At 71.8% G+C, this 12,994-nt stretch carries 5 protein-coding genes and 4 pseudogenes; 7 read left to right on the top strand and 2 right to left on the bottom strand.

Annotated elements, in window-relative coordinates; all coding sequences use genetic code 11:
• Nucleotides 1–56: 56 nt before the first annotated feature.
• On the top strand, nt 57–539 hold the full coding sequence (locus LJB71_RS13655; RefSeq protein ID WP_259304592.1) for a hypothetical protein: 483 nt from the start codon (nt 57–59) through the stop codon (nt 537–539).
• A gap of 23 nt (nt 540–562) precedes the next feature.
• Here the strand turns inward: LJB71_RS13655 and LJB71_RS13650 are convergent, their stop codons facing one another.
• Both LJB71_RS13650 and gshB read right to left on the bottom strand, forming a co-directional pair.
• On the bottom strand, nt 563–1,450 hold the full coding sequence (locus LJB71_RS13650) for a TonB family protein (RefSeq protein WP_259304591.1): 888 nt from the start codon (nt 1,448–1,450) through the stop codon (nt 563–565).
• On the bottom strand, nt 1,447–2,412 hold the full coding sequence (gene gshB / locus LJB71_RS13645) for a glutathione synthase (protein ID WP_259304590.1): 966 nt from the start codon (nt 2,410–2,412) through the stop codon (nt 1,447–1,449). Before gshB ends, LJB71_RS13650 begins: the two co-directional genes overlap by 4 nt.
• 166 nt (nt 2,413–2,578) lie before the next feature.
• Here gshB and pilG point away from each other — a divergent pair, with 166 nt between their 5' ends.
• From pilG to LJB71_RS13615, 6 genes and pseudogenes are all read left to right on the top strand, one after another.
• Nucleotides 2,579–2,980, top strand: a complete 402-nt coding sequence (gene pilG, locus LJB71_RS13640; RefSeq protein WP_259304826.1) for a twitching motility response regulator PilG — start codon at nt 2,579–2,581, stop codon at nt 2,978–2,980.
• Between the two features lie 18 nt (nt 2,981–2,998).
• Nucleotides 2,999–3,362 (top strand): annotated as a pseudogene (locus LJB71_RS13635) (response regulator).
• 277 nt (nt 3,363–3,639) lie between these two features.
• Nucleotides 3,640–4,171: pseudogene (locus tag LJB71_RS13630) on the top strand (chemotaxis protein CheW).
• Nucleotides 4,172–4,203: 32 nt separating this feature from the next.
• A pseudogene (locus LJB71_RS13625) lies at nt 4,204–6,220 on the top strand (methyl-accepting chemotaxis protein).
• An 80-nt stretch (nt 6,221–6,300) separates the two neighbouring features.
• A pseudogene (locus LJB71_RS13620) lies at nt 6,301–12,019 on the top strand (Hpt domain-containing protein).
• On the top strand, nt 12,016–12,990 hold the full coding sequence (locus tag LJB71_RS13615) for a chemotaxis protein CheB (protein WP_259304589.1): 975 nt from the start codon (nt 12,016–12,018) through the stop codon (nt 12,988–12,990). The pseudogene LJB71_RS13620 and the gene LJB71_RS13615 overlap by 4 nt, the downstream one beginning before the upstream one ends.
• The last annotated feature ends 4 nt before the right edge of the window (nt 12,991–12,994 follow it).

The following is a 12,994-nucleotide window of genomic DNA, read 5'->3' as shown; positions in this document are numbered from 1 at the left end:
CGCGCCGTGACTTTTGGCTATTCTCCCCGGTAGGTTCCACGTGCAAGGGGGGAAGAGTGAAGGTTCGGATCCTGATGCTGGCCGCGGCGCTGGTCGCGGTGTCGGTGTCCGCCGAGGAGATGCCATTCAAGGGCAGGACACTGGAGGTCGACACTGGCCAGGAGGCCAGGCCGATCCTGAAGGTGGACGGGTCGCGCTATGTGGTGCCGGGCAGCCGCGAACAGCTGGTGGCCAAGGCGCGCGCCTGTCTCGCCGCGCAGGAGGGCGTGAGCGTGGGGGCGGTGGATGCCGAGCAGGGGCAGCTTGCGGCCACCATGCTGACCGGTTTCCGCGCCAGCTTCGCCACCCAGACCCTGCGCACGCAGCTGGCGATGGAGGTGGGCGATGGCTATTTCCACATCACCCAGTCCGCACCGGAACTGGCGCAGACCGACGGCAGCGGCTTCGTGCCGTTGGGGCAGTCCAGCGGGCCGTGGGAGAAGGCGCTTGATGCGCTGGTCAAGCACGAGGATGCGCTGATCGACTGCATGTACCGCTGAAGCGGCTGCGTCGCGGGAGGTGTTCAGCGGTCTATCAGCTCGCCGCCGGGCAGGAACTGCCAGGTGCGGGTGACGTGCAGGATGTCCGGGTCCTCGGCGGTTTTCGGCAGCGGCGGGAACGGCTCGGCCAGCCTGACGATGCGCTCGGCCGCGGCATCCAGCATCGGGATGTGGCTGGAGCGCACGATCCGGATGCTTTCCACGCGGCCGTCGCGGCGCACGCCCACGCTGATCACCACCACCCCGCCGATGTGGCGGCGGCGCGCTTCGTCCGGGTAGTTGAGGTTGCCAACCCGCTCCACCCGGTCCACCCAGGCGCGCAGGTACTGCGCCCAGGCGTATTCGCGGGTGCTGGCGGAGACGAACTTGCGCTTCGGGCGCTTGGCGTATTCGGCCGAGCGCAGCTGGATCTCGGCCGCCAGCCGCGCCATCTCGATGTCGTGGTCGATCTTCTCGCGCCCGGGCGGGCGCTCGTCGGGCGGCGATTGCGGCTGCACCCGCGGCTGCGGCAGGGCCTGCCGGCCGCGGGTGGAGGCGGCGATCCGGTCATCCTGCGGCGGGCTGGGCGCGGGCGACTGCGCGCGCAGCGGGCGCGGGGCCAGCCCCTCGGTCGCCTGCGGCACCGGGCCGGCCTGGGGTGCCCCCGGGCGGCTGCTCTTGTCCTGTTCGCCACCGCCCTGGTTGTTGGCCTGGGCGAGGAAATCGGCCTGGGCCGGAGTCAGCGGGGTCTGGGTGCGGGTCTGGATCACGTCCAGGGTCGGCACCAGCGGGGCGGCGTCCTCGACCGCGAAGCCCACGCCGAAGATCACCAGTGCGTGCAGCAGCAGGGAGAGCACCACGGTGGCGCGCAGGCGCTCGGTCTCGCCGATGCGCGGGCCCGGCGGTACGGCGGGAGCGGCCGGTGTCGTCATTGCGCCCGGAGCACCGCCTCGATGCGGTCAAGCAGCATGCCGGCGATGTTCAGGCCGAACTGGGCGTCCAGCTCGCGGATGCAGGTCGGGCTGGTGACGTTGACCTCGGTCAGGTAGTCGCCGATCACGTCCAGCCCCACGAACAGCATGCCGCGGCGCTGCATTTCCGGGCCCACTTGCGCTGCGATCCAGCGATCGCGTTCGGACAGCGGGCGGCCTTCGCCGCGGCCGCCGGCGGCGAGGTTGCCGCGGAACTCATCGCCCTGCGGGATACGCGCCAGGCAGTAGTCCACCGGCTCGCCGTCCACCAGCAGGATGCGCTTGTCGCCCTGCGCGATCTCCGGCAGGTAGCGCTGGGCCATGGCCAGGTGGCGGCCGCCGGCGGTCAGCGTCTCCAGGATCACGTTGAGGTTGGGATCAAAGGCGCGGGCGCGGAAGATCGAGCGCCCGCCCATGCCGTCCAGTGGTTTCAGCACCGCCTCGCCGTGTTCGGCCACGAAGGCCTTGAGCGCGCCGGCGTCGCGGCTGACCAGGGTCGGCGGGCAGCACTGCGGGAACAGCAGTGCGGCCAGCTTTTCGTTGAAGTCGCGCAGGCCCTGCGGGTCGTTCACCACGAAGGCGCCCTGGCGCTGGGCCAGGGTGAGCAGCTGGGTGTCGTGCAGGTAATCGGCGTCCACCGGCGGGTCGCTGCGCATCAGCACCACCTGGCCGGGGCCGAAGTCGAGCTCGGCCCATTCATCCAGTCGGAAATGCTCGCCGGCGGCATCGCGCACCTGCAGCGGCGCCGCCGTGGCGACGGCGCGGCCGTCGCGCACGGCCAGCCCGCCGGGGCGCACGTAGTGCAGGCGGTGGCCGCGGCGCTGGGCTTCCAGCAGCATGGCGAAGGTGGAGTCCTTGGCGATCTTGATGGCCGCGATCGGGTCCATCACGACCACCACGTCGAGCGGGCCGGAATGCGGCATGGCAGCCTCGCGGGCGGGGGAGCGCAGGATGGTAGCAGCCCCCGCCGCGGCCGGCGCCGTGCGTGCGCGAATGCTTGACAGCTTGCCCGCAGGCTTGGATAAAGGCAGTCCGCAACGCGCGCAGACGCGGCGGTTGGCAATCGCGCAAGGCGCGCAAGGGGCAGGCATGGCGCAGCAGGATGGGGCAGGCATCAACCTACAGGGGCTGAGGGTGATGGTCATCGACGATTCGCGGACGATCCGGCGCACGGCGGAAACGCTGCTGGCGCGCGAGGGCTGCGAGGTCGTCACCGCCACCGACGGCTTCGAGGCGCTGGCCAAGATCGCCGACCACAACCCGCAGATCATCTTCGTGGACATCATGATGCCGCGCCTGGACGGCTATCAGACCTGCGCGCTGATCAAGAACAACCAGACGTTCAAAACCGTGCCGGTGATCATGCTTTCGTCGAAGGACGGTTTGTTTGACAAGGCGCGTGGCCGTATCGTTGGCTCCGAGCAGTATCTGACCAAGCCCTTCACGCGCGAAGAGCTGCTCGGGGCAATCCGCACTTACGTCAATGCCTGACCGGGGGGTAAGGCTTTCATGGCTCGCATTTTGCTGATCGAGGACTCACCGACCGAAACCGCGGTGATGACCCAGCTGCTGGAGCGCAACGGCCACGAGGTGATCGCGTCCGCCAGCGCGGAGGACGGCATCGCCGCGTGCCGGCGCGAAAAGCCCGACCTGGTGCTGATGGACGTGATCCTGCCCGGCATGAACGGCTTCAGGCCACCCGCACCCTGACCCGCGATGCCGAGACCGGGCACATTCCGATCCTGATCATCAGCACCAAGGGGCTGGATACCGACCGGGTCTGGGGCCTGCGCCAGGGGCCAAGGACTACATCACCAAGCCGCCGCGCGAAAGCGATCTGGTGGCGCGGATCAACGCACTCATCGGGCACTGAGCAGGAACGTCATGGGCAAGCGAGGCAAGCACAAGCACAAGGGGCGTCCGCCGTTCGCCGCGGCACCCACTGCGGCGGCTGCGCCTGCTTCGCCGGCGGCCGCCGGCGTGGACGCGGGCGTGGAGACCGACGCGCAGGCCGACAGGCAGGTGTCGGGCACGGAGGCGCTGGATGGCGGCCACATGACAGCGGCCGCAGCCCCTCCGCGCCGGACGCGGAGGCGGCCGACGCCGCGCCGATCGCGCCCGCGCGCGTGCCGGTGCGCCCCGCGCGCCTGCTGCGCTCGCCGTTCCTGGCGCTGGCCGACTACGAGCAGCGCAGTCTGGCGCACGTCGCCGGCCTGCCCGAGCAGCTGGACGCGCCCGGCCTGTGGCGCGGCGTGGCCTATCGCGTCGGCCGCCACCGGCTGGCCTCCGGCTTCGGCGAGGTGGTCGAGATCCTGCCGCTGCCGGCGCTGACCCACGTGCCCGGCGCGCTGCCGTGGCTGCTGGGCATCGCCAACATCCGCGGCAGCCTGCTGCCGGTGGTGGACCTCAAGCAGTTCCTCGAGGGCGAGCGCACCGTGCTGCACGAGCGCCAGCGGGTGCTGGTGGTGCGCCAGCCGGGCGGCGACGTCGCCGTCACCATCGACGAGCTGTACGGCCAGCGCAGCTTCATCGAGGCGCAGGCGATCGACGCCAGCGCGCTGATGGACGGGCGCTATGCGCATTTCGTCGAGCGCGCCTACCGCATGAACGACCAGGATTGGGGCGTGTTCAGCCTCGAACGCCTGTCCCGCACCCCCCGAATTCCGCCAAACCGCCGCCTGAATGGCGGACAACAAGCAAGCCGAGGTCGCACGATGAGCAGTTTGATGGATTCCGCCGCCGGCAAGGGCCGCAATCTCAGCACCAACTTCTGGATCTGGCTGCTGGTCGGCTCGCTGGTGGTGTTCGCCGGCAACACCCTGTACGCCACCACCAAGGCCTCGCGCCTCGGCGGCGCCAGCACGGCGGCCTCGCGGTTGCAGCTGAATTCGCAGCGCCTGGCCAACCAGGCGCGCGAGGCGATCGACGGCAATGCGCAGGCGTTCGAGGCGTTCAAGGCCACCAAGAGCGAGGTGGACGCCGACGTCAAATGAGCTGAACGACCGTTTCGGCGATTCGCCCGACGTGGCCGGCCCGATCGGCACCGTGACGGCGACTTGGGCCCCGCTGGCCAAGCGTGCGGAGGAAGTGCTGGGCTCGCAGCAGGCGGTGCTGACGCTGGCCGGGCGCGCCGACAGCTTCACCGCCAAGGTGCCGCAGTTGCAGGCGCAGCTGAACGAAGTGGTGCGCGGCCTGGCCTCGGGCGGCGCCAGCTCGGCGCAGGTGTTCACCGCGCTGAACCAGGTGGTGACCTCGGCCGCCATGGCGCGCCGGATCGCGGAACTGCGCGCCGGCGGCGACGGTGCGCAGGTGGCGGCCGATGCGCTCGGCCGCGACGCGGCGGTGTTCGATCGCCAGATGAACGTGCTGCTCAACGGCGGCCAGGACATCGCCAAGGTCACCGCGGTTGGCGCGATCGGCCCGCTGGCCCAGGCCAACACCCTGTGGCAGGGCATGAAGAAAGACCTCGATGCGATCGTCGGCGACTCGCGCAAGCTGATCGGTGCGCAGGCTTCGGCCGCCGCCCTGGCCGGCGGCTCGGACAAGCTGCTGGGCGACAGCGAGAGCCTGTTCGCGGCGTTCACCTCGTTCGGCTCGCTGAAGGACACCAGCATCATCGGCGGCGTTTGGGTCAGCATCCTGTCCGGCGCGCTGGCGCTGTTCTCGATCGGCGGCCTGCTGTGGGCCCTGAACCGCGCCCAGCGCATCCGCTACCAGACCACCAAGGAACTGAACGACCGCAACCAGGAGGCGATCATGCGCCTGCTGGACGAGATGGGTTCGCTCGCGGAAGGCGACCTCACCGTGAAGGCGACTGTCACCGAGGACATGACCGGCGCGATCGCGGACTCGATCAACTTCGCGGTAGAGCAGCTGCGCACCCTGGTGGCCACCATCAACGACACCTCGGTGCAGGTGGCGGCCAGCGCCCAGGAAACCCAGGCCACCGCCATGCACCTGGCCGAGGCCGCCGAGCACCAGGCGCAGGAGATCAACTCCGCCACCGACCGCATCAACGAGATCGCCGCCAGCATTAACCAGGTGTCGCGCAACTCCGCCGACTCCGCCGAGGTGGCGCGGCGCTCGGTGCAGATCGCGACCAACGGTGCCGGCGTGGTGCGGCAGACGATCGCCGGCATGGACAGCATCCGCGACCAGATCCAGGAAACCTCCAAGCGCATCAAGCGCCTGGGCGAAAGCTCGCAGGAAATCGGCTCGATCGTGGAGCTGATCAACGACATCTCCGAGCAGACCAACATCCTCGCGCTGAACGCGGCCATCCAGGCGGCCTCGGCCGGCGAGGCGGGCCGCGGCTTCGCGGTGGTGGCGGACGAAGTGCAGCGCCTCGCGGAACGCAGCTCCAGCGCGACCAAGCGCATCGAGTCGCTGGTGCAGACGATTCAGGCCGATACCAACGAAGCGGTGTCGTCGATGGAGCAGACGACCTCCGAAGTGGTCGCCGGTGCGCGCCTGGCCGAGGACGCGGGCACCGCGCTGGGTGAGATCGAAAAGGTGTCGTCCGACCTGTCGGGCCTCATCGAAGGCATCTCGGTGGCGGCGCAGGAGCAGTCCAGCGCGGCCTCCAACATCACCCAGACCATGAACACCATCCAGTCGATCACCGCACAGACCTCGCGGGGCGCCAGCCAGACCGCCGAGTCGATCGGCAACCTGGCCCAACTCGCGGCGGACCTGCGCCGTTCGGTCGCCGACTTCAAGCTGCCTGCTTGACGCCGGGCTGAGACGGGGATCCGGATGAACAACAGCCTCCAGGCCAGTCCCGCATCGCCGGGCTTCATCGGAGCGACGTCATGACCACGGCGTTGCGGGATGCCATCGACCACACCGCGCTCGGCTGGGTGAAGCCGGAGATCGACGAGGCGCTGCGGCAGGCGCGGATCGAGCTCGAGGCGTTCGCCGAGGCCCCCGGCGACCCGGCACCGATGCAGACCTGCATCGACCACCTGCACCAGGTGCAGGGCACCCTGCGCATGCTCGAACTGCAGGCCCCGGCGATGGTGGCGGGCGAGATGGAGCAACTGGCCGCAGCGCTGCACGCCGGCGGCGTGCCCGCGCGCGACGAGGCGCTGGCCGTGCTGATGCGCGGCGTGGTGCAGCTGCCGGACTACCTGGAACGCCTGCAGGGCGGCCATCGCGACATCCCGATCGTGCTGCTGCCGCTGATCAACGCCCTGCGCGCGGCGCGCGGCGCGCCCGAGCTGGGCCAGGACGCGCTGCCCTCGCTGCTGGTGGCGCCGACCGAGGCCGAACTCGAGCATGCGCGCGGCAGCCTGGCCGGGCGCAACCGCGCGCTGCTGGACACCGTGGCCGCGGCGATCAAGGAAGACCTGCTGAAGGTGAAGGACGCGCTCGATCTGTTTCTGCGCGCCGGGCACGGCAACGTGCAGGAACTGCAGCCGCAGGTGGAGGCGCTGGACCGGATCGGCGAAACCCTCGGCATGCTCGGCCTGGACAGCGCCCGCGGCGTGGTCCAGGAGCAGCGCCGGATCGTGCACGCGATCGCCAGCGGCGCGCGTCCGTTCGACGAAGGCGCGCTGCTGGACGTGGCCGGCGCGCTGATCTACATCGACCATTCGCTGGACGATCAGGTGGCCCACCTCGGCGCCGGCGGGCGCGACGCCGAGGCCGGTGACCTGCTGGCGCAGGAATCGCGCAAGGTCATGGGCGCGCTCACCCGCGCCGCCATCAGCAATTTCTCGGACGTGCGCAACGCGTTCGTCGCGTTCGTGGAAACCGACTGGGACCACGCCACCCTGGAGCCGGTGCCGCGTTTGCTGACCGAAGTCGCCGGCGCCCTGCGCATCCTCGAGCAGCCGCTGCCGGCGGGCTATCTGGACGCGCTGCGCCAGTTCACCCAGCGCGAGCTGGTCGAGCGCCGGCAGGTGCCGGGTGGCCAGACCCTGGACACCCTGGCCGATGCGCTGGCCAGCATGGAGTATTTCCTCGAGTCGCTGCACGACCCGCTCGGCCAGCGCCTGGACCTGCTCGACAAGACCCGCGCCAGCCTGGAGGCGTTGCGCTACTGGCCGCTGCCGGCCGTGGCCGAAGCGGCACCGCCGGCCGAGCCGGTCGCGGACGCGCCTGCGGCAGCGGTCGAAGCCGATACCGCCACCGTATCCGGAACGGATGCCGTGGACGAAGCCGATGCGGCGGCGGAGATCGCCGCCGGCCTCGCCGCGGAGGCCAGCGCGGCCGCGGAGGCGGCCAGGCCCGCCGCGGTGGCGGTGGACGTGGTGCCGGCCGGCACCACGATGGCGGCCGGGTTCGAATCCGCCGGGGACGAGATCGACGACGAGATCCGCGAAATCTTCCTGGAGGAGTTCCAGGACGAGATTTCCAACCTCGACGCCCTGCTGCCGGCCTGGCGCATGACGCCCGAGGATGCCGAAGCCCTGCGTCCGATCCGGCGCGTGTTCCACACCCTGAAGGGTAGCGGCCGGCTGGTCGGCGCCAGGGTGCTGGGCGAGTTCGCCTGGCACGTGGAGAACATGCTCAACCGCGTGCTGGACGGCTCGCGCCCGGCCAGTCCGGCGGTGGTGGCCTTCGTCGGCCAGGCGCGCGAACTGCTGCCGGCCCTGCATGCGGCCCTGCGCGACGGGGCCGCGGTCGCGGCCAACATCCCGGCGATGGAAGCCGTGGCCGACCGCCTGGCGGCCGGCGAGGATGTGCTGATCGAGGCGGCTGCAGTAGCCGTGGTCGAAGCGGATGGGGCCGCCGCGCCGGTCGAGGAGCCGGCACCGGCCGCGCCCGCCGCGCCGGAAACGGCGGTGGTGCTGGTGGATCCGGTGCTGCTGGAGATTCTGGGCGCCGAAGTCGGCAGCCATCTGGAGACCATACAGGCCTGGCTGGCCGGCGCGCGCGCCGGCGAGGCGCAGGCCGACAGCAGCCTGCTGCGCGCGATCCATACCCTCAACGGCGCTTTTGCGATGAGCGAGGTGCCGACGGTGACCGCGTTCACCGCGCCCGCCGAGGGCTACATCAAGCGCCTGCTGGCCGCGCAGCAGCCGGCCGATGCCGCTGGCCTGGCCGCGCTGGCCGAGGTGGCCGAGGCGGTGCGCGTCTCCACCCTCGCGCTGCAGGCCACCCCGATACAGGTGCCGGTGTATGCCGCGCTGGCGGCGCGGATGGCGGCCCTGCGCGATACCCTGCCGGAAGCCAGCCTGCCGTTCGTCGATCACGCCCAGCTGGCAGCCGAGGACGCCGCGCGCCAGGCGGCGGAAGAGGAGGCGGCGCGCGAGGAGGCCGAACGCCAGGCCGCGGAGGAAGCGGCGCGTCAGGAAGCCGAGCGGCTGGCGGCCGAACAGGCGGCGCGCGAGGAGGCCGAACGTCGGGCCGCGGAGGAAGCGGCGCGTCAGGAAGCCGAACGGCTTGCGGCCGAGCAGGCCGCGCGCGAGGAAGCCGAACGCTTGGCCGCGGAGGAAGCGGCGCGTCAGGAAGCCGAACGGCTGGCGGCCGAGCAGGCGGCGCGCGAGGAAGCCGAACGCTTGGCCGCGGAAGAAGCGGCGCGTCAGGAAGCCGAGCGGCTTGCGGCCGAGCAGGCGGCGCGCGAAGAGGCCGAGCGTCGGGCCGCGGAGGAAGCGGCGCGTCAGGAAGCCGAACGGCTTGCGGCCGAGCAGGCCGCGCGCGAGGAAGCCGAACGCTTGGCCGCGGAGGAAGCGGCGCGTCAGGAAGCGGAGCGGCTTGCGGCCGAGCAGGCCGCGCGCGAGGAAGCCGAGCGGCTGGCCGCGGAGGAAGCGGCGCGTCAGGAAGCCGAACGGCTGGCGGCCGAACAGGCGGCTGCCGAGGCGGCGCTGCTGGAGGCAGAACGCTTGGCAGCCGAGCAGGCGGAGGCCGAGCGGCTGGCTGCGGAGGAAGCTGCTCGCGCCGAAGCCGAACGGATTGCCGCCGAGCAGGCCGCGGCGGAAGAGGCGGCCCGTCGCGAGGCGGAGCGGCTGGAAGCCGAGCGCATCGCGGCGGCCCGAGCTGAAGCCGAGCGCCTCGAAGCCGAACGCATCGCGGCAGCCCGCGCCGAGGCCGAGCGCCGCGAGGCCGAGCGGCGCGCCGCCGAGGCGGCTGCTGCCGCCAAGGCGCGCGAGCTGGCCGCGCTGGCGGCGCTGCAGTCCACCGCGGCGGCGGCCGAGGACCCGGACGAAGCCCTCGACACCCGCGAGCTCGATCTCCGAGCTGGTGGACGTCTTCGTGGAGGAGGCCGGCGACCTGCTCGACCATTCCGACGGCCTGCTGGCGCAGCTGCGCGAGACGCCGGACGACAACGAGCTGATCGTCGGCCTGCAGCGCGACCTGCACACCCTCAAGGGCGGCGCGCGCATGGCTGGCGTGATGGCGGCGGGCGAACTCGGTCACGCCATGGAGACCCTGCTGGAAGCGGTGGCGGCGCAGCGCGTGGAGCTGGGCGACGCCGGCGTGGCGCTGCTGGAACGCGGTTTCGACCGCCTGCACACCATGATCACCCGGATCGCCGCGCGGCGTGCCATCGGCATGCCGGACGGCCTGATCGACGAGTTCAACGCCCGCGCCGAGAACCGCGCGCCGGCGGCGGCTGTGCCAGCGGCGGAATCCTCCGAGGCTGCCGCTCCCCGTCCAGAGGCCCCGGCGCCCAGGCCCGTGCTCGCGCCGCTGTCGCCCCCGATCCGGCCGGAAGGCGCGTTCGAGGACGACGAGATCGGCGTGCGTGCGCCGCAGGAGCAGGTGCGCATCCGCGCCGACCTGCTCGACCGCCTGGTCAACTACGCCGGCGAAGTCGCGATCTACCGCGCGCGCCTGGAGCAGCAGCTGTCGGCCTTCCGCAGCACCGCGGCGGAAATGGAGCAGACCAATCTGCGCCTGCGCGACCAGCTGCGGCGGCTGGATGCCGAAACCGAGGCCCAGATCATCGCGCGCTTCCAGCGCGAGAGCGACAGCGGGCGCGAGGCGTTCGACCCGCTGGAACTCGACCGCTTCAGCACCCTGCAGCAGCTCTCGCGCGCGCTGGCCGAGTCCGCGGCCGACCTGCAGAGCCTGCACGGCTCGATGGAAGACCTCACCCGCCAGTACGAGACCCTGCTGACCCAGCAGTCGCGGGTGAGCTCGGAGCTGCAGGAAGGCCTCATGCGCACGCGCATGCTGCCGTTCGATTCGCTGGTGCCGCGCCTGCGCCGGGTGATCCGCCAGGCCGCCGCCGAGACCGGCAAGCAGGCCCAGTTGCGGGTCGAGGGCGCGCAGGGCGAGCTCGACCGCAACGTGCTGGAGCGCATGACCGCGCCGCTGGAGCACATGCTGCGCAACGCCATCGCGCACGGGCTGGAAACCCCGCAGGCGCGCCAGGCCGCCGGCAAGCCGGAGGAAGGCAGCATCCGGGTCGCGGTGCGCCGCGAGGGGGCGGAAGTGGTGCTGCAGATCAGTGACGACGGCGCCGGCCTGAATCGCGCCGCGATCCGCGCGCGCGGCATCGAGCGCGGCCTGATCGCCGCCGATGCCGAGCTCACCGATGCCGAGCTGTACCAGCTGATCATGCAGCCGGGCTTCTCCACCGCCGAGACCGTCAGCCGGCTCGCCGGCCGCGGGGTCGGGATGGACGTGGTGGCCAGCGAAGTGCGCCAGCTCGGCGGCTCGATCGACATCGCCTCGCGCCCCGGCGCCGGCACCACCTTCACCCTGCGCCTGCCGCAGACGTTGGCGGTGACCCAGGCGGTGTTCGTCAAGATCGGCGAGACCGAATACGCGGTGCCGATCGCAGCCGTGCGTGGCGTCGGCCGCATCGCGCGCGAAGAGCTCGCGCAGGCCGGGGCGGTTTACCGCTACGGCGGCGAGGACTATGCCCTGCACGATCTCGGCGTGCTGGTCGGCACCGCGCCGGCCAAGGCCGAAGGGCATCTGCAGATGCCGCTGCTGCTGGTCGGCTCGGGCGAACTGCGCGCGGCGGTGGCGATCGACCAGGTGCTGGGCAGCCGCGAAATCGTGGTCAAGACCGGTGGCCCGCAGCTGGCCTCGGTGCCGGGCATCTTCGGCGCGACCATCATGGGCGATGGCCGCGTGGTGGTGATCCTCGACGTGGCCCCGCTGGTGCGTCGCCAGGCGACCCTGGCGGCGTCCGGTGCGTTGCAGCATGGCGTGGCGGCGCCGGTCGAGACCCGCCGCGTCCCGCTGGTGATGGTGGTGGACGATTCGGTGACGATGCGCAAGGTCACCGGCCGCGTGCTGGAACGCCACGGCTTCGAGGTCGCCACCGCCAAGGACGGCCTGGACGCACTGGAGCGCATGGCAGAGCTGGTGCCCGACCTGATGCTGCTCGACATCGAAATGCCGCGCATGGACGGCTACGAGCTGGCCACCGCGATGAAGGCCGACGTGCGCCTGCGCGACGTGCCGATCGTGATGATCACCTCGCGGACCGGCGAGAAGCACCGCCAACGCGCGATGGAGATCGGGGTCGAGCGCTACCTGGGCAAGCCCTACCAGGAGCCGGAACTGATGCGCAACGTGTTCGAGCTGCTCAAGCTCGAGTACGTGGGTGACGGGCTGGCGCAATGAGCGGGCGCCGCGTGGTGGTGCTGGCGCGCCCGGGCGCCGCGCGCGAGCGCACCGAACAGGCGGTGCACGCGGCAGGCGCGACGCTGGCCGCCTCCCTGGATCCGGCCGAGGCCGACGAGGCGGCGGTCCGCGCGCAGGCACCGCAGGCGCTGGTAGTGGTGCTGGATGCGGCCACCGAAGGCGTGCTGGACCGGTTCGATCCGCTGCTGGCCGACCCGGGGCTGGACGTGGTGTTCGACGAGGCCGAGGTCGCCGCCAGGCGCGACGGCTGGGAGGCCGCGCGCTGGGCCCGGCACCTGGCGGCCAAGCTGGACGGCCATGGCGACGTGCTGCCCGCGGCGCCCGGGCACAGCGCGCGGATCGGATTCGTCGAGGAAATGCAGGCACTGGCGCTGCAGGTGGCGGCGCTGCCGGAGGTGCCGCAGGCGCCGTCGCACGCCCCCGCCGCGCCGACCGGGGCGGTGGCGATCGTGGCCGGAATCGGCGGCCCGGATGCGGTGCGCCAGCTGCTGGCCAGCCTGCCGGCGCGGTTCCCGCGGCCGGTGCTGCTGCGCCAGAAGCTCGAGGGCGGGCAGTACGACAAGCTGGTGCGGCAGATGCAGCGCGCCACCCTGATGCAGGTGGTGCTGGCCCAGCCCGGCGAGCCGCTGCAGGCGGGCTGCGTGCACGTCATGCCGGACGGGCTGGACGTGGTGCGCGCGCCGGCCGGGGCGATCTTCGCCACCTGCGAAGGCGAGCCGCGCTTTGCCGGGCTGCCGGCGGCCGACAGCGCCATCCTGCTGCTGAGCGGGGCCGATCCGTCGGGGGTGGACGCCGCGCTGTCGCTGCGCCTGGCCGGCGCTATGGCGTACGGCCAGGCCCCCGAGAATTGCTTCGATCCGGCCAGCAGCCGCATGCTGGTGACGCGCGGCGGCGAGTCGCGCAGCCTGGCCGAGATGTCCCGCGAACTTTTGCACCGCTGGTCCGCCTGAGGTA

The sequence above is a fragment of the Thermomonas sp. S9 genome (assembly GCF_024704365.1).
Lineage (GTDB): Bacteria > Pseudomonadota > Gammaproteobacteria > Xanthomonadales > Xanthomonadaceae > Thermomonas.
This window is presented reverse-complemented; position numbering and strand designations above follow the sequence as displayed.

Bases quoted from the DNA above. Each gene is read 5' to 3' on its own strand.
- LJB71_RS13650 (WP_259304591.1), bottom strand. From the start codon at position 1,450: ATGACGACACCGGCCGCTCCCGCCGTACCGCCGGGCCCGCGCATCGGC.
- gshB (WP_259304590.1), bottom strand. From the start codon at position 2,412: ATGCCGCATTCCGGCCCGCTCGACGTGGTGGTCGTGATGGACCCGATC.
- pilG (WP_259304826.1), top strand. From the start codon at position 2,579: ATGGCGCAGCAGGATGGGGCAGGCATCAACCTACAGGGGCTGAGGGTG.
- LJB71_RS13615 (WP_259304589.1), top strand. From the start codon at position 12,016: ATGAGCGGGCGCCGCGTGGTGGTGCTGGCGCGCCCGGGCGCCGCGCGC.